Below are 18,283 nucleotides of genomic sequence, written 5' to 3'. Positions count from 1 at the left end.
CGGAAAGCGTAGCACCCCAGGGGCGGCGCATCGTTTCGGCCCGGCGGGTCGCGGATAATGTCCATCCGCGATGCCGTTCGTCAATCTCCCGGCCGACGGGCGCGACCCCGGCGCGCGGCAAGAAGACCGAGGCCGGAGAGGGCGAGCGCCGCGAAAAGCGGCAGGTCGCCGAAGCGGGCATAGGGCGGCGGCGCAATCGCGGCGGGCAGGACCGCGTCGATGACGCCGACCTCGTCGAGGCCGAGCCGATCCAGGATCCGGCCATAGGGGTCGATGAGCGCGGAAATGCCCGTGTTGGCCGCCCGCACCACGGGCAACCCCTCCTCCACGGCGCGCACGCGCGCCTGAAGCAGGTGCTGGTATGGCCCCGGCGTGCGGCCGAACCAGGCGTCGTTCGTCATGTTCAGGAGCCAGGCCGGCCGATCGGTCGGATCGATGGCCGCGCCCGGAAAGATGATCTCGTAACAGATGAGCGGCCCGACCGAAGGCACGCCGTCCATGTGCAGCGTGACGCGGTCGCGGCCGGCGGAGAAGCCGCCGGGAAGCTGGGTGAGCTGCTCCAGCCCGATGCGCTCTAGGAAGTCCTGGAACGGCAGATACTCGCCGAACGGAACAAGGTGCACCTTGTCATAGAGCGGCCGGACCGTTCCGTCGGACGTGACCTGCAGGATGCTGTTGAAATAGCGCGGGTTCGCCGGATCGGAGGCCAGCGCCTCGTGGCGCACCGCACCGGTCAGCAACCGGCCTCCCTTCGGCAGAAGGTCGCCGATCGCCTCGGCCGCCAGCGGGGCGTCGGACAAAAAGAACGGGATCGCCGATTCCGGCCAGATGACGATGAGGTTCTCCGGCAACGCGCCGCCACCGGCGGGAGGCTCATCCGACAGCGCGAGATAGGTCTCGAACACCTTGCCGCGCTGGTCCGGGTCCCATTTCTCGGTCTGGTCGATGGAGGGCTGGACGACGCGCAGCGGGGTCTGGGGGGCGGCCGGCGGATCGGTGCCGGCATCCGCCAGCCGCACGGTTCCAAAGCCGTAGAGCCCGGCCAGAAGCGCCAGCGCGACGACGCAGCCGGCCACCCCGCGCCGCCCGGCGAACCGGCCGCCGGAGACCAGCATGGCGGGGGCCGCGAAAACCAGGACGGCGAGGAAGGCGAGACCGTAGGCGCCCACCAGCGCGGCGCCCTGCATGGTCGCCTCGTACGCCGCCAGCGCATAGCCGAAGCCGTTCCAGGGAAAGCCGGTTAGGACGTGGCCGCGCAGCCATTCGGCGGCCGCCAGGCCGACGGCGAGCGCCACGATCCGGCCCGGCCCGGATGTCCAGAGCAGGGACGCGAGGATGGCGGCGAGCGCGGTGAACAGCGCGAGGCCCGCCGGAAGTCCCGTCATCGCGAACGGGATCATCCAGCCGAACGCCTCCGCCTCCACCAGGAAGGCGCTGCCGATCCACCAGAGGCCGAACAGGAAATAGCCGAAGCCGAACCACCAGCCGATCCAGCCGGCAGACACGACGCGGCGGCGCCGCGAAGCCTCGAGCGCCGCCCCATCGAGAAGCAGCACCAGGACCGGAAGCGTCAGGAACAGGATCGCGGGGACATCGACGGGCGGCAGCGAAGCGGCCGAGGCGGCACCCGCCCCGAACGCCAGCAGCCGGCGCGGCCACCCGGCCCGGGCGAACCGCGCCGGCAGCGGGCGGACGGGAGACACCGTCCGCCCTGCCCCGGACGGTTCAGCCATGCTCACGTGGCGGCAGGCTCCGGCGCCCGCGCCGCGGTTTCGACGCGCTTGCGGCTTCCGCGGCCCTGCTGCGGCCGGCGGCGGTAGAGCCGCAGCCGGCGGATGCGCCTCGGATCGGCGTCGAGCACCTCGAATTCGAATCCCGGCAGCTGCGGCGTGGAGATGAGCTCGCCGCGGACGGGGATGCGGCCCAGCAGCGTGAACATCAGCCCGCCGAGCGTATCGACGTCGTCGCCGTGCTCGCCCACGATGAAATCGTTGCCGATTTCCTCCTGGGCGTCGTCGAGGGCGACGCGTGCATCGGCCAGCCAGACGTCGTCGCCGATGCGGGCGATCATCGGCTCCTCGGAATCATCGTGCTCGTCCTCGATGTCGCCGACGACGGTCTCGACCAGATCCTCCAGCGAGGCGAGGCCATCGGTTCCGCCGTACTCGTCGATGACCAGCGCCATCTGGATGCGGGTGGCCTGCATCTTCGCCATCAGGTCGGCCGCCGGCATCGACGGCGGAACGAACAGCACCGGGCGGATGATCCCCATGTCGCAGAGAGGGGTCCCGAGGTCGACCTGGTGCAGGTCGATCGACGCGCCCTCGGCCGCCTGCGTCGTGGCGCGCTCGGAGATGTACGACATGACGTCCTTGATGTGGACCATGCCGATCGGATCGTCGAGCGTCTCGCGGTAGACCGGCATCCGCGAATGACCGGCCTCGCGGAAGAGCTTCAGCAGCTCGCCGACCGCCACGCGCTCGTCGATGGAATCGATATCGGCGCGGGGCACCATGACGTCGTCGACGCGCACTTCCCGGAGATGCAGGATGTTGCGCAGCAGCCGCCGCTCTTCGGGCGTGAAGGCGGCCGGGCCGTCATCTTCCTCGGCAAGGGCGGACGCGAGATTCTCGCGCAGGGACCCGTTCGTCTTGAAGCCGACGGCCGAGCGCAGTCGCTCAAGCCATCCGTCTTGCGATCGTTCGGGGCTCGAACTCGCATCCTCGGTGGTATCGGGACCCTCGGGATCGCGGTCTTGAAGGCGCGGCTCGGCCGCGCCGGTACTCTGAGGTTCGTCGTTCATTCCAGTTGAGTCCGTCACTCCTTTGCCGGCGCCCGGCATGAACCCTGGCTGATCCCGATGCGGGGCCGGACCGAGTTCGAACGTCTAGTTAGGCACGCCCTGCCCACACTTGTGTGACAAGCCGCGATGGCAAGCATGGCCCTGCGTTGCAAGGATGCTCGATTTCACCGTCGAAGCGCAACTGCGCCCGACGAGGATTCACGCACCGGCCCCGCCGTCGTCGGCGTACGGATCGGCGATACCGAGTTCGGCGAGCGCCAGGGTCTCCAGGTGCTCCATCTCGACGGCCTCGTCCTCGTCCACGTGATCATAGCCGAGAACGTGCAGGAATCCGTGCATGACGAGATGGGCGACGTGGTGGTCGAAGGGCGTTGCGCCGCTCTCCGCCTCCGCTGCAACCGTCTCGAAGGCGAGAACGATGTCTCCCAGATGGGTCGCCTCGCCGAAACCGCCATCCCCCGAGGCCGGAAAAGACAGGACATTGGTCGGCTTGTCCTGATCTCGGAACTCGGCGTTCAGCCTGCGCACGTGCGCGTCGTCGGAAAACAGGATGGCCACGCCGGCATCATCGGGCAGCGAAATGTCCCCGGCCTTGCAGGCCGCGGCGATGGCCCGGTCGCAGATCTCCTGGAGCACGGACTCGTCCGGCCAGCCCTCCGCTTCCCGCACCACCTCGGCCGAAACCGGCGCGGTGGCGGGCATCCCGGTGCCGGTCACGGGCCTTTCCGGCCCGGCGTCGGGCCGGCGCGCGGCGCGGCCGGCTTCGGGCGGAGCTGTTCCTCGCGCTCGGCGAGCGCGTCCCGGCTGGCCTGGTCGTAGGCCCGCACGATCCGCGCAACGAGTTCGTGGCGCACCACGTCGGCGTCGGTGAACCGGTTCATCGCAACGCCCTCGACCCCGTCGAGCAGCGAGACCGCCTCCCTGAGGCCCGAGACCTGTCCCGGCGGCAGGTCGACCTGACTCGGGTCTCCGGTGACGATCATCTTGGAGTTCTCGCCAAGGCGCGTCAGGAACATCTTCATCTGCATCGACGTGGTGTTCTGCGCCTCGTCGAGGATCACCACGGCGTTGGAGAGCGTCCGCCCGCGCATGAAGGCGAGCGGCGCCACCTCGATCATCCCGGAGGTAAGGCCGCGTTCGACCTTCTCCGGCGGCATCATCTCGTAGAGCGCGTCGTAGAGCGGCCGCAGATAGGGGTCGATCTTCTCGCGCATGTCGCCGGGCAGGAAGCCGAGCCGCTCGCCGGCCTCGACGGCGGGCCGCGAGAGGATCAGGCGCGCCACGTCGCCGCGCTCGAGCAGCGTGGCCGCATAGGCGACGGCCAGGAACGTCTTGCCGGTGCCGGCGGGGCCAAGCCCGAAGACCAGATCGGCCCGGTCCATGGAGCGGATGTAGGCGTCCTGGGTGGGCGTGCGTGCGACGACGGTGCGCTTGCGGGTCGAGACCTGGGCAAGCGCCAGATGTCCGTCCTGCTCGAGTGTCGGCAGGGTGAGCTGGCCCTCGGAGGCCTGCGCCATGCGCAGGGATCCCTCGATGTCGCCGGGCTCCAGGTCCTGGCCCCTCTTGAGGCGGTGATAGAGCGACTCGAGCGCCGCGCGGGCGGTCTCGCAGGCGTCGTGCGGCCCCTTGATCGTCACCTGGTTGCCGCGCGCCACCACGTCGATCCCGAGCCGCTGTTCGATCAGCGCGAGATTCTGGTCGAACTGGCCGAACAGCGATCCGGCAAGCCGGTTGTCGTCGAAGGCGAGCACGATGTGGGTGATGTCGGAGGCCGGGACGATGGGCCGCCCTGCCGTCGGGCGCTTGCCCGCGGTCAAGCGGCGCCCCCGAGGACGGCCAGCGGCGACGCGGCGCGAGCCGGCCCGGCCGGTTCTGCGAACAGGCTGTGTCCGGCGACTTCCGTGACGGTAATCGGCATGATCTCTCCGATGGCGCCGTGCGGCGCGGAAAGGTGAACCGGTTGCAGGTAGGGCGAACGGCCGGTGATCTGTCCCGCCTTCCGTCCAGGCTTTTCGATCAGAACGTCGAAGGTGCGCCCGACCATCGACCTGTTGAAGGCGTCGGACTGGGCGTTGAGCAGAGCCTGCAGGCGCTGAAGCCGCTCGTTCATCACCGCCTCCGGCACCTGCTCGTCGCGGCCGGCGGCAGGCGTGCCCGGCCGCGGCGAATACTTGAACGAATAGGCAGACGCGTAGCCTACGGTTTGCACGAGGCGCAGGGTGTCCTCGAAGTCCGCGTCGGTCTCGCCGGGGAAGCCGACGATGAAGTCGCCCGAGAGCGCGATGTCCGGGCGCATCGCCCGGATCCGATCGATGAGGCGCAGATAGTCGTCGGCGACGTGCCTGCGGTTCATCGCGGCGAGGATCCGGTCCGAGCCGGACTGCACCGGCAGATGCAGGTAGGGCATCAGCGCCGGCAGGTCGCGGTGGGCCTCGATCAGGCTGTCGGTCATGTCGCGCGGGTGGCTCGTCGTGTAACGCAGCCGCGCCAGGCCGTGGATCTCGGCAAGCTCGTAGACCAGCCGCGCGAGGTCCCAGATCCGGCCGTCGGGGCCTTCGCCGTGGTAGGCGTTGACGTTCTGGCCGAGCAGGGTGAGCTCGCGCACGCCGGCCGCCGCCAGATCGCGCGCCTCGGAGAGGATCTTGGCCACGGGGCGGGAGATCTCGGCGCCGCGCGTGTAGGGCACCACGCAGAAGGCGCAGAACTTGTCGCAGCCTTCCTGGACCGTGAGGAAGGCCGTGGGGCCCCGCGCGATCAGGCCGGGCTTCTTGCGGCGCGGCAGCGCGTCGAACTTGTCCTCGGCCGGAAACTCGATGTCGACGACGCCCGGACGCGCCCGGGACTGGCGCAGCAGGTCCGGCAGCCGGTGATAGGCCTGCGGGCCGACCACGAAGTCGACCGTTGGCGCGCGCCGCACGATCTCGTCGCCTTCGGCCTGGGCCACGCAGCCGGCCACGCCGACGGTGAGGTCGCCGCCGGTCGCCTTCCGCTCTTCCTTGAGGACCCGCATCCTGCCCAGCTCGGAGTAGACCTTTTCGGCCGCCTTCTCCCGGATGTGGCAGGTGTTCAAGAGCACCAGATCGGCATCCTCGACGGTCTCGGCCGGAAGATAGCCTTCTGCCGCCAGTGCCTCGCCCATGCGCTCCGCGTCATAGACGTTCATCTGGCAACCGTAGCTCTTGATGAATACGCGCTTCGTTCCCGTCATCACCACCGCTTCTGCTCGTTCCTCCGGGGTGCCGCAGAATAATGGCGAACGCAAGGGTGCAGGCCGTCACAATCCATCGGACAGGCGCCATTCGGCGTAATTTGCGCGGACCTTGGCGCGGAAAGCACACTCACGCGCCCGCCCCCCGGCCCGGAAGCCTCGTCGCGGCCAGAAGGGCCGGCACGTCGCGGGCGAGGACGGCCTCGGAGAACAGGTAGCCCTGACCGAGATCGCATCCCCTCTCCTTCAGCCACAGCGCATCGTCGAGGGTCTCGACCCCCTCCGCCGTCACCTTGAGGCCGAGGCTGTGACCGAGCGCCACCACCAGGTCCACGATGGTCTCCGATACGTCTTCGGTGCGGTGGTGCCGGATGAAGGACTTGTCGATCTTGATCTTGTCGATGGGAAGCTCGTGGAGGTGGCGCAGGTTGGAATAGCCGGTGCCGAAATCGTCGAGGGCGATGGCGATGCCGACCGACTTCAGCGCCGTCACGATCTCCAGCGCCAGCGGGAAGTCCTGCACGAGGGCGTTCTCGGTGATCTCGATCTCCAGCCGCGAGGCGGGCAGTCCCGTGCGATCCAGGCTGTCGAGGACCGTGGTCACCATGCCGCGATCGGCCAGCTGTAGCGGCGAGGCGTTGACGGCGATGGACACGGGGCTTGTCCATTTCGCCGCAGCGCCACACGCTTCATCGAGGATGCGCGCGAAGACGCGGTCGATCAGCCCGGCGTCCTCCACCAGCGGAATGAATACCTCGCCGCCGAGGGGGCCGTGTACCGGATGATGCCAGCGCGCCAGAACCTCGAAGCCGACGATCTGCCCCGTTCCGAAATCCACGAACGGCTGGAAGTAGGGAACGATGGAGCCATCCTCGAGCGCCTTCGGCAGGTCGGCCTCCAGCGACAGGCGGTAGCGGATCTCGGAATCGAGGTCGGAATCGAACGAGGCATAGGTGTTGCGCCCGCCCGACTTGGCGCGGCTCATCGAGAGGTCGGCGCGCTGCAGAAGCACCTCCCTTGTGGTGCCGTCGCGCGGGTACATGGCGAGGCCGATGCTCGCGGTGATCCGCAGGTCGACGCCGTTGATCTGGATCGGCTTGCGGGTCTCCTTGAGGAGGCGACGCACGGTTCGCACCATGTCGCCCTCCTCGCCCCCGCCGACGATCAGGATGGCGAACTCGTCGGCCCCGAGCCGCGCGACGAAGTGAGGAGCGCGCGCCACCTTGCGGATGCGCTTCGCCACCTCCTGGAGCAGCAGGTCGCCGCCGCTGTGGCCGTAGAGGTCGTTGATGGACCGGAAGCGATCGAGATCCAGCACCACCAGCGTCAGCTGGGTGCCATCGCTTTCCGCGGTCTCGAGCCACCAGTCGAAGATCTGCAGGAAGTAGCGGCGGTTCGGCAGCCCCGTGAGGGGATCGTAGAGGGCCAGCTGGACGGCGGTGCCCTCCGCCTCCTGGCGCTTCGCCACTTCCCGCTTCAGGTCATGGGAATAGACCGCCAGCATGGCAACGAGCGCCAGCGTGGTCACGATGCTCAGATTGACCAGGTGGGAGAACAGGCCGCCGGAGGAATTGTGCGTGTAGCGGTAGACGGTCCCGACAAGGTCCAGCGCGCTCAGGCCGGCGAGCGCCAGGACGGCGCTGACGACGATGGCGAGATAGAGCCAGCGCCGGGTCTGATACCAGCGCCGCACCGATTCGGGCTTCTGCGACGGGCGGTTTGAAACCATGTGAGACCGTCCCCGCAATCCTCGCCGAAAGCAAGCTCGGCGCGTCAGCGGTGCGGACGCTCACGCGATGATGACCATCGCGCCGGTCAGGCCGTTCCCAGTGCCGGACTGACGACCTTCTCGCCGCGCCCGGTGAGCGCCCGCACGGTGGCGCTGCGCACGATCTCCTCGGCCTTGCGGGCGATCTCCTTGCGATCGCTGCCCGGGCCGAACGGCACGGCCTCGCCCCAGGTGATCTCAACGTCCAGCGGGCCCTTCTTCAGGATGCCCCACAGATGCGGCGCCATGTCCATGTCGCCGTACCAGGCGACGATCGGCCGGCGGTAGCGCCCGAGCGGAAGCCCGTGGAGGCGGGTGTAGGCGATGGCCAGCGGCTGCACCCAGATGCGGTCGTTCTCGCCGGCGACCGCCTCCTTCGCCGCGCCGATCAGCGCGGTGCGGAACGGAAGCACGAACGTGCCGCTGGACGAGGTGCCCTCGGCGAAGAGCACCATGACGTCGCCGAGGCGCAGGCGCTCGGCGATCTTGCCGGCCACCGCACCGGTGGCGTGGCGGCGGGTGCGGTCGACGAAGATGGTCCGCTGAAGCTTGGCGAACAGGCCGAACACGGGCCATTTCGCCACTTCGGCCTTGGCAATGAACGACAGCGGCATCAACGAGCCAAGCACGACGATGTCGAGCCAGGAGACGTGGTTGGCGGCGATCATCAGCGGGCGGTCGGTCGACGGCGCGCCGCGCTGGACGACCCGCACGCCGAGGAGCCGCGTGGCGATGCGATGCCACGTCATCGGGATGCGTTCGGCGCGTCGCGAGCCGGTCCACAGGGCGATGTACTGCGCCGGGATCATCACCAGCGTCACCACCGTCAGCGACAGGATTATGAGGATTGCCCGGATCACACCCATGAGGGTCAACGCGTCTTCTTGGCCGGATCTTCGAGAGGGACACCGTAGAGTTCGAGCCGGTGATCCACCAGCTTGAATCCGAGTTCCCGGGCGATCTTCTCCTGCAGGAGCTCGATTTCCTCGTGCCGGAACTCGACGACCTTGCCGGTGCGCAGATCGATCAGGTGGTCGTGATGCTCGTCGGGCACGGATTCGTATCGCGCGCGCCCGTCGCGGAAATCGTGGCGGGCAATGATGCCGGCGTCCTCGAACAGCTTCACCGTCCGATACACCGTCGAGATCGAGATGCGCGAATCGACGTCCGCCGCGCGCCGGTGCAACTCCTCCACGTCGGGATGATCGGTCGACGCTTCGATGACGCGCGCGATGACCCGGCGCTGCTCGGTCATCCGCATGCCCTTGGCGACGCACTGCTCCTCGAGCGTCGGTTCGCTACGGCTGTCCTCTTCGGCCACCGGCCAGTCTCCCGGTTCGCGGCGGGAACGGATGGCCCGGCATCTGCCGAAATCCGCCGTCCCGGCGATCGCTGTGTTCCCACCGGGTCCGGTCACCCGGCCCCCGGTCGCGCGAGCGGCACTTGGCGACCCCTCCCGGCGCGATTAGCCAAGATCGCAGCGCATGACAAGCGCGAGGCCGCCGTTCTTTCCGGCGCCGGAATAATAGGCGGGCCGTTCGCCCACCATCCTGAAGCCGAGCCCGCGGTAGATTGCAAGCGCCGGTTCGTTGTCGGAGGCCACCTCCAGGAAGACGTGGTCGATGCGCTCCCGGTAGAGTCTGCGCATTGCCTCGGCCACGAGGCTCCTGCCGGTGCCGCCCCCCCGATTGGACGGATGGACGGCGACGGTCAGGATCTCCGCCTCGTCGGCGACGGTCCGTAGCAACAGAAACCCGATGGGGCGCGTGCTGGTCCACCACGTTCCGCGCCGCGCGACGAGCACGCTGACGCCCGGCGACGACGCCAGCGCCGCGATCTCGTCGGCCGTCCACTCCTGGGTGAAGGACGCGCGGTGGATCTCGGCGATGACCGGGATGTCGTCGGTCATCGCCTCGTCGATCAGCCGCGGCGCCGGCGTCAACAGGAAGCCGATCATCGCCGCGCTCCGACCAGCGAAACCGCCGGCTTGGCATCCGGCGCCTTCAGGTAGGCGGGGCGGGCCGGCGGAAACGGCGGCTGCGCCGCCAGCACCAGACGAACGAGGGCGTCCGCCTCCGGCGCGGCGACCGGTTCGACCCGGCCGGGCGTTCCGCCGGCGGCGGCGATTGCCTCGGCAAGAAGCACCGCTCCGGACCCCGCCAGGATCGCGCCCGCGGGAAGCGTGGCGGCGAAAGCCTCGATGGGAACGTGGGCCGCCTCGCCCACGGGGATCGCGCCGGTCTCGAACAGCTGCGCGTAGACGGCGCCGTGGCGCGCGTCGATGGCGACAGCGCAGGCTTGCCGGCCCCTGTCGGGCACGCTCGCCGCGATCGCCGCGAGGCTGGAGATCCCGACGACGGGACAGCCGACGACGAGGGCCAGCGCCCGGGCGGCCGCGACCCCGATGCGCAGGCCGGTGAAGCTGCCCGGCCCCACGACCACGCCGATGCGCCCGATGTCGGAATAGGTGAGGCCGGCCGTCGCCAGGGCCTTGTCGGCGAGCGCGACGATCGCCTCCGACTGGCCGACGGACGGCATCAGCCGTTCGTGCGCGGCGACGCCGTCGGCGCTGCCGACGACCGCCTGGCAGGCGTCGAGCGCCGTGTCGAGGACGAGGACGTGCATCGGCTTCACCAGACCCGGAACGACGTGACAAATCCGGTGCGCGGATGGGCGGCGCACCGACGACTGCGGTGCCCGCTATAGACCATTTGCGCCGCCGGAGCACATCCATCCGGGCGCAAATCCACATGCGACCGTGCGACACAAGCCGAACGGGCATGCGCGCAACGGCCATCAAGCCCTGGCCGATCGGTCAGGGCGCGTGCCGGGTGCAGGTGTCGTGCGAGGTTGGGAGGGTCAGGCCTCGACGGCCCGGACCTCCTGAACTTCCGGCAGGAAGTGGCGCATCAGGTTCTCGATGCCCATGCGGAGCGTTGCCGTCGAGGACGGGCAACCGGCGCAGGCGCCGCGCATGGACAGGAAGACCACGCCGTCGCGGAAGCCCCTGAAGGTGATGTCGCCACCGTCGTTGGCGACCGCCGGACGGACGCGCTCGTCGAGGATCTCCTTGATCGTCGCGACGGTCGCCTCGTCCTTCGGCTCGTAGAACTCGTCGCCGACGGTCTCGACGCTGCCTTCCACGATCACCGGCGCGTCGGAAAGGTAGTGCTCCATGATCGCGCCGAGGATGGCCGGCTTGAGGTGCTGCCAGTCCTGCTCGTCCTTGGTGACCGACACGAAGTCGGCGCCCAGGAACACGCCGGTGACGCCGGGAACGGCGAACAGGCGCTGGGCGAGCGGCGACGTCTCGGCGTCGTCGAGGGAGCGGAATTCGCGCGTCCCCTCGCCGAGCACGGCTTCGCCGGGCAGGAACTTGAGGGTCTGCGGATTGGGCGTGGATTCGGTCTGGATAAACATGGTGCCTCCGTTGCGGTTCAAGGCCGCACTGATGGACCGGAACATGGAGCTGTTATCGGGTGCCGTGGCCTCCGCTTCAAGAGCAGAAGCGACAGGCCGCCCGCGCAATCGGTCGCGGCCGGATCAGTCGTTGGCCGAGAACGGATCGTCCTCGGCCTCTTCCTCGACGTCCGCGTGGCCGTCGGAGGCGTCGCCGAGGAGCCCGGACGCAAACGCCTTCTTCTCGAAGAGCTCGAACCAGGCCCGCATCTCGGCAAGGCCGGAGGTCGCCTCCCAGATGTCGATGTCGTAGCGGTCGACCAGCTCGTCCGGGTCCCACTCCAGCGCCTCGAACAGGGGCTCCTCGTTGAGCTCGGTGAGCCGCCAGACCTCCGAATCGCAGAACGGCAGGCGGATGATGTCGACTTCCGGATGCGCGGCCAGCGCCAGCAGCTTCTCGCGCGCCGACTCCGTCAGCACCTTGCCGTCGGCCTCGTTGATGATCACGAACACGCGGCCGAGCGGAAACAGCCGGCCTTCGAGGAAGGTGTCGGCGAGGCTCACCGCCTGGTCCACCGAGTGCATGGTGGACTTGCAGACGATACACGCGTCGATGCCGGGGGCGCCGCGCTTCTGCAGCACTGAGGCGGCATGGCGCTGCTCCGCCCAGTCGAGAACCCGGTCGATGACGTTGGCACCGAGATCGATGACCGCGCCGCCCTCCACCAGCACGTCGCCGAGCCGGTCCCAGTAGCGGATGGACTGGTTCATGTCGTCGCTGGCCTTCACATCCTGGAAGGTCGCGCCGATGCCCAGTTCCGTCACCCGGCCCGGATAGAGCTTGCCGAGCTTGGAGCGGGCGTCGCGGCCGAGGAAATCGGCCGAATAGAGCGAATGGGGGATGTTGTTGCGCTGGCAGACGGTGTGGATCAGCTGGGCGACCGTGGTCTTGCCCTGCCCGCCACTGCGCGCGGCGCAGATGATCGACCGCCGTTTGGCCGGTTCACTGGACTTCGGCGCCTTCGCCATGGTTCCCGCCTCGTTTCATGATGGACAAGCGATCACCGCCCGCGCCCGACGTCGGACGCCTTGGCGTCACCTGAGGGCGAAAAGATGTTCGCGGGCTTAACGCGGTCAGATTTCATCCGTGGTGCGCGACGCCGGTCGCGTCGCCGGCCTCGAGACCCGCGATGGGCGCCAGGCCGAAGGCGCAGAGTCGCCGGCCGCCGCGGACTGGCCGTTGGCGAGATCGCCGACGAGCCGCGCGCCGGCCTCCACCGCCAGCGAGCCGTAACTCACCCGGCCCTCGACGAGGCCGGTGGCGCGGACCGAGAGCTGCCCGGACAGGGCGACGGTGCCCTCGACCCTGCCCATGATGTCGGCGGTTTCGGCCGTGACCGTCCCGGTGACGCGCCCCTTCTCGCCGACGATGAGATGCGTCGCCTGCAGCGCGCCGTGGACCTCGCCGTCGACCTGGGCGGTGCCCACCACCTTGACGGTCGCGTCCTCGACGACCGTTTCCGGCCCCACGTAGAACTGATGCTCGTTGGCGTCAGCCATGGCCACACCCCTCCCGATGGTCACGTCGCGCGTGCACGTCCGTCTTCGCCGGCCGCGCAAGGCGGACCGGCACCGACGGGTAAAGATCTACGTTGGAACACGTGTGGTTGCCAGCCTCGAATGCGCACCGACCGCCCCGGACGCCGACCGGGAGCTGCGGAAGCGCCTGAGGGAGAGCGGGCATGACCATGCGTCAGGCGAGGCCGCCGATGTCCTCGTCCGACAGGTCGCCCGGCACGATGGTGACCGGGATATGGAAGCCGCTGGAGGCGCTGACGACCGAGGTGACCAGCGGGCCCGGCCCGTCCGAGCCGGTGCCGGCCGCGAGCACGAGGATCGCGATGTCGACGTCCTCGTCGATCAGATTGCGGATCTCCTCGGAGCGCGCGCCTTCGCGGATCACCGTTTCCGGATCCACCTTCGCCACCGCGCGGGCGCGGTCGACGAAGCGGGAGAGGGTCGCGGCGGCCTCCTCCTCCTTCTCCTCCCGCATGATCGTCTCGACGCCCAGCCAGTGCTGGAATTCGCCGGGAGCGATCACGTAGAGGAGCGTAAGCTTGCCGCCCGTGTGCTCGGCACGGCGGGCGGCATAGACGACGGCGCGATCGCACTCCGGCGTCTCGTCGATGACTACCAGGAACTTCCGCTGGTGACCGGGTTCGTAGCTTTTGCGCGGGCTGATCATGCGCCGACTTTGCCATCGGCGAATCCGGCCGACAAGCGGCCTCTTTGCGCGCCAGGGCGCCCCCTAGCGGCTGAGACTCCAGGTCTCAATCAGCGGCGATTGTTCACGCCTTCGCGGATGACGGTGTAGTCGATCTTGAAGAGATCGTCGTCGACCGGCCGGTCGAGCGCGACGTTGTGGATCGACACCTGCGTGTGCTGTCCCTGGGCGTCCACGACGTCCCACTGCTTCAGTTCGTCGGTGCCCCGGTCGAACATCAGCGTCAGGGTGCCGTCGCCGAACGCGGTGTCGTCCTGAAGAGTCACCAGCACCACGTCGGGGCGCACCTCGACGCGGGACACCTTGGCGTCCTTGGTGAGGTCGATATGATTCGACAGCAGGAAGCGCAGCGGGGTGCGCTTCAGCGGCCAGATGTCCTGGGTGGCGCGCTTGCGGTCGCGCACCGCAACCGACGTGCCGTCGGCGATGATGTCGAGCTGGGAGGGCGGATTGTAGAAGAAGCGCACCAGGCCGGGACGCTTGAGGGCAAACTGCCCGTCGGTGCGCCCGCCGTCCGGACCGATCTGGACGAACTCGCCCCGCATGGTCTGGATGCCGTTGAAGTACTGGTTGATGCCCTGCAGGGCCTCGTCGGCGGACGTGTCCGCCCGTGCGGCGGAGGCCGCGATCGTCAGTCCGGTCAACGCTGCGACAACGGCCGCGATGCGAATCCAGAACCCCGGGCCGCCATGGAAATTATGGCGCTTCGAAGTGCCGTTCATTGCGGAATGTCTCCTGAATGGAATCAGCTGCGCCCGGCCGGTGACGGCCACTCGGCGCGCTGTTGGTGCGGGTGATACCCCCCAGATTTGACGAAGTTGCGGCAGCATCACTGATCCGCTCCTTCGGGATCGCCCACCAGGATCTCGCGCTTGCCCGCGTGGTTGGCCGCGCCCACCAGACCCTCGTCCTCCATGCGCTCGATGATCGAGGCGGCACGGTTGTAGCCGATCGAAAGCCGGCGCTGGATGTAGCTGGTGGAGGCCTTGCGGTCGCGCAGCACCACGGCCACGGCCTTGTCGTAGACGTCGTCGGACTCCGCCAGATTGTCGACGCCGGTGTCGAACGAGGTCTGGCCCGTGTCGCCATCTTCCTCGGTCACCTGCTCCAGATAGTCCGGCACGCCCTGCGCCTTCAGGTGGGCGACGATCTCCTCGACCTCCTCGTCCGAGACGAACGGGCCGTGGACACGCTGGATGCGCCCGCCGCCGGCCATGTAGAGCATGTCGCCCTGGCCCAGCAGCTGTTCGGCGCCCTGCTCGCCCAGGATGGTGCGGCTGTCGATCTTCGAGGTCACCTGGAAGGAGATGCGGGTCGGGAAGTTGGCCTTGATGGTGCCGGTGATGACGTCCACCGAGGGACGCTGGGTCGCCATGATCAGGTGCAGGCCAGCGGCACGCGCCATCTGGGCGAGGCGCTGGATGGCGCCTTCGATGTCCTTGCCGGCGACCATCATCAGGTCGGCCATCTCGTCCACGATGATGACGATGTAGGGCATCGCCTCGAAGTCGAGCGTCTCTTCCTCGAAGATCGCCTCGCCGCTTTCCCGGTCGAACCCGGTCTGCACGACGCGGGTCAGGACCTCGCCCTTCTTCTCCGCTTCGGCCAGCCGGTTGTTGTAGCCGTCGATGTTGCGGACGCCGAGCTTGGCCATCTTGCGATAGCGCTCTTCCATCTCGCGGACCGCCCACTTCAGTGCCACCACGGCCTTCTTCGGGTCGGTCACGACGGGGGTCAGCAGATGCGGCACACCGTCGTAGACCGACAGTTCGAGCATCTTCGGATCGACCATGATCAGCCGGCACTGCTGGGGCGTCAGCCGGTAGAGCAGCGACAGGATCATGGTGTTGATGGACACCGACTTGCCCGAGCCGGTGGTACCGGCAACGAGCAGATGCGGCATCCGGGCAAGGTCGGTGATGACCGACTCGCCGCCGATGGTCTTGCCGAGCGCCAGCGGCAGCCGCGCCTTGGATTTCTCGAAGTCGACCGAGGCCAGCAGCTCGCGCAGGAACACCGTCTCGCGGCGCTCGTTCGGAAGCTCGATGCCGATGGCGTTCTTGCCGGAGATGACGGCGACGCGGGCGGAGATCGCGCTCATCGAGCGGGCGATGTCGTCGGCAAGGCCGATCACCCGCGACGACTTGATGCCGGGCGCGGGCTCCAGCTCGTAAAGGGTCACGACCGGGCCGGGGCGCACGTTGATGATCTCGCCGCGCACGCCGAAGTCGTCGAGCACGCCTTCGAGGATGCGCGCGTTCTGCTCCAGGGCCTCCGGCGTCATGCCGGTGTCGCGGCGTCCGGCCGGCGGCGGCGTCAGCAGGCCGAGCGGAGGATGCTCGTATTCGCCCGGATTGCGCAGCAGCGACGGCTGCGCCTCGCGGATGATGCGGCGCCCGACCTTGGCCGGTCCGGCCGGCGGAACGACGCGCGTCGTCTGGGACGGCGGCTCGACGGCGGTCGGCCGCGCGCCGCGGGCCGGCTGCCGGTCGATCGCGAACGGCGGCGCGTCCAGATCGTCATCGAACGGATCGCGCTCGGCGTCGTACGGCCCGTCGAAGTCGACGCCCTCGGCGGCGCCATTGCGGACGTCGGCGACGGCATCCTCGATGTCGTCGGACCAGGCGCCGAGATCGAAGCGCGGCTCGACGCGCGGCCGGCGCGGGCGCTGCGGGGCCTCGTCCTCGGCGACGAGCTCGAACGCGTCCTCGTCCTCGGTTTCGGTCACGTTGAGAAGTGCGTCGCGGAGCTTGGAGCCGGTGCGCAGGCGCGGCTGCGGCTGGCGCGGCGCTTCCTCGCGGCCGAAGTTGCGGCGCAGGCGTGCCTTGGTCGACAGGAGCCAGTGGGTGGCCTGCCCGGCAAAGGCGCTGAACCGCCCGTCGCCGGTCTCCGCCTCGTCGTCCTCGGCTTCCGGTTCCTCCACCACGATCGCCGGGCGGCGGGTGGAGCGCTGCATCTCTTCCTTGGGGATCGACCTGCGGATGCCGAGACCGCGCGATTCGACCGCCGCGGCGGCGAGACGGTGGCGCGGCCGGGGTGCCGCGGCCCGACGCAGGCAGAAGGCCGTCGCAACGCCGAGCACGACCAGCGCCAGCGCGCCGGCAAGGCCCGACGCGGCGCCAAACGGCGCCACCGCGAGGCCGATCACGCCATCGCCGAGCGCGCCACCGAGGCCGGTGGGCAGCGGCCAGCTGGCCGGCGCCGGCAGCAGCGCCAGCGCGCCGGAAGCCGTCGCCACGGCAAGCAGCGTGAAGAGAACCCGCGTCCAGTGGAGGTGGATCGGCCGCCGGCGCAGCAGCCGCGCGGCGACCGTCAGCGGGAGGACGAGAATCAGCGGGGCGGACAGGCCGACCGTCTGCATCAGCAGGTCCGCCGTCACCGACCCGGTCCAGCCCATCCAGTTGTGAACGGGCACGTCGGCAGCATAGCTCAGGCTGGGATCGGTCACCGACCAGCTGGCGAGCGCCGCGATCAGCGCGATGGACAACAGGATCAGCACGCCCCCGATCGCCCGCGACACGGGGCCGGCGAGCGCCTCGACGGCGGGGTGGTCGAAGAGATCGTTGAGCGGCAAGGCGCGCAGCATCGTCATCAACGGCTCCTGAACAATTCGGCGAGGCGGGCGAGCGCCTCCTCGGTCGTGGCTTCGTCCTGGACCAGCGCGATCCGCACGAACCCCTTGCCCGGGTTGGTCCCGTCCGGCATGGGCCCGCCGAGGTAGGACCCCGGCACCGCCCGGACGCCGGCTTCGGTCCACATGCGACGGCAGATCTCCGGATCGTCGCCGAACGGCGAGACATCGAGCCAGAGGAAGAAGCCGGCAGGCGGCGTCAGACGCGTGAAGATGTCGCCCAGCGCGGCCTCGGCGAGCGCGAACTTGGCGTCGTAGAGGCGGCGGTTCTCGACGACATGGGCCTCGTCACCGTAGGCCGCCGCGGCAACCGCCTGGGACGGGCTCGGCACCTGGGGCGCGGCGAGATTGCGCAGGCGCGCCCAGTTGGCGAGGAACTTCGGGTCGCCGGCGGCGAAGCCGCAGCGCAGGCCCGGCAGGTTCGAGCGCTTCGACAGCGAGTTGAAGACGACGATGCGCGCGGCGCTGCCGCGCGTGGCGGCCGCCTCCAGCGCACCGGCCGGCGGAGACACCGACGCGCGGTAGATCTCCGAATAGCATTCGTCGGAGAACACCATGAAGTCGTGCCGGTCGGCGAGGACGAGCAACTCGACCCAGTCGGAGCTGGAGGCGAGCGCGCCCTGCGGATTGGACGGCGAGGCCACGAAAACGGCAATCGCCCGGTCGAGAAGTTCTGCGCCGAGCGCATCCCAGTCGGGCATCACGCCGTGGGGCGTCGCCGCGTCGTACGCGACGATCTCCGCGCCCACGGCAAACGCGCCGACCGAATAGGCCGGATAACCCGGATTGGGGACGAGGACGACGGGCCGGTCGCCGGGCTTCTTGAGATAGGCGTCGGCGCCGATGGTCGCGAAATAGAGGCCCTCACGGCTGCCGTTGAGAGGCAGGACGCCGGTCTCGGGATCGATCAGCCCCGACAGCGTGAAGCGCCCGTCGAGCCAGCCGGCCACCGCGGCGCGGAACGCCTCCGTGCCGCGGATCGCGGGATAATCGCCATAGCCGCTCACGTTCGCGGCGATCGTGTCGGCCACGAACGGCGGAATCGGATGGCGCGGGTTGCCGACCGCGAGATCGATCGGCGTCTCGCCAGGCGTCTCGCCGGCGATGAGCGCGGCGAGGCGCTGGAAGGGAGAGTCGGCAATGTGCGCCGGAAACTCTGAACGGTGCTGTCCGGTCATTATCGGTCTCGG

17 protein-coding genes are annotated in these 18,283 nt (G+C 69.1%); all 17 read right to left on the bottom strand.

Annotation, left to right across the window (positions count from 1 at the left end; all coding sequences use genetic code 11):
* Positions 1–80: 80 nt before the first annotated feature.
* Positions 81–1,733, bottom strand: coding sequence for an apolipoprotein N-acyltransferase (lnt, locus tag AB7M35_RS15840; protein WP_453962549.1), 1,653 nt, complete (start codon positions 1,731–1,733; stop codon positions 81–83).
* A gap of 2 nt (positions 1,734–1,735) precedes the next feature.
* Positions 1,736–2,803: a hemolysin family protein gene (locus tag AB7M35_RS15835; protein ID WP_453961322.1), complete on the bottom strand. Its 1,068-nt coding sequence runs from the start codon at positions 2,801–2,803 to the stop codon at positions 1,736–1,738.
* A gap of 198 nt (positions 2,804–3,001) precedes the next feature.
* Positions 3,002–3,520: an rRNA maturation RNase YbeY gene (gene ybeY, locus AB7M35_RS15830; RefSeq protein WP_453961321.1), complete on the bottom strand. Its 519-nt coding sequence runs from the start codon at positions 3,518–3,520 to the stop codon at positions 3,002–3,004.
* The gene (locus AB7M35_RS15825) at positions 3,517–4,566 is read right to left on the bottom strand and encodes a PhoH family protein (RefSeq protein WP_453962548.1); all 1,050 of its coding nucleotides are present in this window, start codon (positions 4,564–4,566) and stop codon (positions 3,517–3,519) included. The genes ybeY and AB7M35_RS15825 overlap by 4 nt, the downstream gene beginning before the upstream one ends.
* Before the next feature lie 50 nt (positions 4,567–4,616).
* The gene (gene miaB, locus AB7M35_RS15820; RefSeq protein WP_453961320.1) at positions 4,617–6,011 is read right to left on the bottom strand and encodes a tRNA (N6-isopentenyl adenosine(37)-C2)-methylthiotransferase MiaB; all 1,395 of its coding nucleotides are present in this window, start codon (positions 6,009–6,011) and stop codon (positions 4,617–4,619) included.
* 130 nt (positions 6,012–6,141) lie between these two features.
* A complete protein-coding gene (locus tag AB7M35_RS15815) occupies positions 6,142–7,740 on the bottom strand; it encodes a putative bifunctional diguanylate cyclase/phosphodiesterase (protein ID WP_453961319.1) in 1,599 nt (532 codons plus the stop codon).
* A gap of 86 nt (positions 7,741–7,826) precedes the next feature.
* Positions 7,827–8,645, bottom strand: coding sequence for a lysophospholipid acyltransferase family protein (locus AB7M35_RS15810; RefSeq protein ID WP_453962547.1), 819 nt, complete (start codon positions 8,643–8,645; stop codon positions 7,827–7,829).
* Positions 8,646–8,650: 5 nt separating this feature from the next.
* Complete coding sequence (locus AB7M35_RS15805) at positions 8,651–9,034, bottom strand: Fur family transcriptional regulator (protein WP_453962546.1); 384 nt, start codon at positions 9,032–9,034, stop codon at positions 8,651–8,653.
* A 210-nt stretch (positions 9,035–9,244) separates the two neighbouring features.
* Complete coding sequence (locus tag AB7M35_RS15800; RefSeq protein WP_453961318.1) at positions 9,245–9,736, bottom strand: GNAT family N-acetyltransferase; 492 nt, start codon at positions 9,734–9,736, stop codon at positions 9,245–9,247.
* Positions 9,733–10,404: a tRNA (adenosine(37)-N6)-threonylcarbamoyltransferase complex dimerization subunit type 1 TsaB gene (gene tsaB, locus AB7M35_RS15795; protein ID WP_453961317.1), complete on the bottom strand. Its 672-nt coding sequence runs from the start codon at positions 10,402–10,404 to the stop codon at positions 9,733–9,735. Before tsaB ends, AB7M35_RS15800 begins: the two co-directional genes overlap by 4 nt.
* A 234-nt stretch (positions 10,405–10,638) precedes the next feature.
* Complete coding sequence (locus tag AB7M35_RS15790) at positions 10,639–11,199, bottom strand: NifU family protein (protein ID WP_453961316.1); 561 nt, start codon at positions 11,197–11,199, stop codon at positions 10,639–10,641.
* 123 nt (positions 11,200–11,322) lie between these two features.
* The gene (locus tag AB7M35_RS15785; protein WP_453961315.1) at positions 11,323–12,207 is read right to left on the bottom strand and encodes a hypothetical protein; all 885 of its coding nucleotides are present in this window, start codon (positions 12,205–12,207) and stop codon (positions 11,323–11,325) included.
* A 105-nt stretch (positions 12,208–12,312) separates the two neighbouring features.
* Positions 12,313–12,738, bottom strand: a complete 426-nt coding sequence (locus tag AB7M35_RS15780; protein WP_453961314.1) for a bactofilin family protein — start codon at positions 12,736–12,738, stop codon at positions 12,313–12,315.
* Positions 12,739–12,931: 193 nt separating this feature from the next.
* The gene (locus AB7M35_RS15775; RefSeq protein ID WP_453961313.1) at positions 12,932–13,423 is read right to left on the bottom strand and encodes a universal stress protein; all 492 of its coding nucleotides are present in this window, start codon (positions 13,421–13,423) and stop codon (positions 12,932–12,934) included.
* 89 nt (positions 13,424–13,512) lie between these two features.
* Positions 13,513–14,184, bottom strand: coding sequence for a LolA family protein (locus AB7M35_RS15770; RefSeq protein WP_453961312.1), 672 nt, complete (start codon positions 14,182–14,184; stop codon positions 13,513–13,515).
* 107 nt (positions 14,185–14,291) lie between these two features.
* The gene (locus AB7M35_RS15765) at positions 14,292–17,054 is read right to left on the bottom strand and encodes a DNA translocase FtsK 4TM domain-containing protein (protein ID WP_453961311.1); all 2,763 of its coding nucleotides are present in this window, start codon (positions 17,052–17,054) and stop codon (positions 14,292–14,294) included.
* The gene (locus AB7M35_RS15760; RefSeq protein WP_453961310.1) at positions 17,054–18,271 is read right to left on the bottom strand and encodes an aminotransferase class I/II-fold pyridoxal phosphate-dependent enzyme; all 1,218 of its coding nucleotides are present in this window, start codon (positions 18,269–18,271) and stop codon (positions 17,054–17,056) included. The genes AB7M35_RS15765 and AB7M35_RS15760 overlap by 1 nt, the downstream gene beginning before the upstream one ends.
* Positions 18,272–18,283 lie beyond the last annotated feature (12 nt).

Source organism: Amorphus suaedae (genome assembly GCF_053629675.1).
This window is presented reverse-complemented; position numbering and strand designations above follow the sequence as displayed.

Bases quoted from the DNA above. Each gene is read 5' to 3' on its own strand.
- AB7M35_RS15800 (WP_453961318.1), bottom strand. From the start codon at position 9,736: ATGATCGGCTTCCTGTTGACGCCGGCGCCGCGGCTGATCGACGAGGCG.
- AB7M35_RS15760 (WP_453961310.1), bottom strand. From the start codon at position 18,271: ATGACCGGACAGCACCGTTCAGAGTTTCCGGCGCACATTGCCGACTCT.
- AB7M35_RS15770 (WP_453961312.1), bottom strand. From the start codon at position 14,184: ATGAACGGCACTTCGAAGCGCCATAATTTCCATGGCGGCCCGGGGTTC.
- AB7M35_RS15780 (WP_453961314.1), bottom strand. From the start codon at position 12,738: ATGGCTGACGCCAACGAGCATCAGTTCTACGTGGGGCCGGAAACGGTC.
- AB7M35_RS15775 (WP_453961313.1), bottom strand. From the start codon at position 13,423: ATGATCAGCCCGCGCAAAAGCTACGAACCCGGTCACCAGCGGAAGTTC.
- AB7M35_RS15785 (WP_453961315.1), bottom strand. From the start codon at position 12,207: ATGGCGAAGGCGCCGAAGTCCAGTGAACCGGCCAAACGGCGGTCGATC.
- tsaB (WP_453961317.1), bottom strand. From the start codon at position 10,404: ATGCACGTCCTCGTCCTCGACACGGCGCTCGACGCCTGCCAGGCGGTC.
- AB7M35_RS15790 (WP_453961316.1), bottom strand. From the start codon at position 11,199: ATGTTTATCCAGACCGAATCCACGCCCAATCCGCAGACCCTCAAGTTC.
- AB7M35_RS15805 (WP_453962546.1), bottom strand. From the start codon at position 9,034: ATGACCGAGCAGCGCCGGGTCATCGCGCGCGTCATCGAAGCGTCGACC.
- lnt (WP_453962549.1), bottom strand. From the start codon at position 1,733: ATGGCTGAACCGTCCGGGGCAGGGCGGACGGTGTCTCCCGTCCGCCCG.
- miaB (WP_453961320.1), bottom strand. From the start codon at position 6,011: ATGACGGGAACGAAGCGCGTATTCATCAAGAGCTACGGTTGCCAGATG.
- AB7M35_RS15835 (WP_453961322.1), bottom strand. From the start codon at position 2,803: ATGAACGACGAACCTCAGAGTACCGGCGCGGCCGAGCCGCGCCTTCAA.
- AB7M35_RS15815 (WP_453961319.1), bottom strand. From the start codon at position 7,740: ATGGTTTCAAACCGCCCGTCGCAGAAGCCCGAATCGGTGCGGCGCTGG.
- AB7M35_RS15810 (WP_453962547.1), bottom strand. From the start codon at position 8,645: ATGGGTGTGATCCGGGCAATCCTCATAATCCTGTCGCTGACGGTGGTG.
- AB7M35_RS15765 (WP_453961311.1), bottom strand. From the start codon at position 17,054: ATGACGATGCTGCGCGCCTTGCCGCTCAACGATCTCTTCGACCACCCC.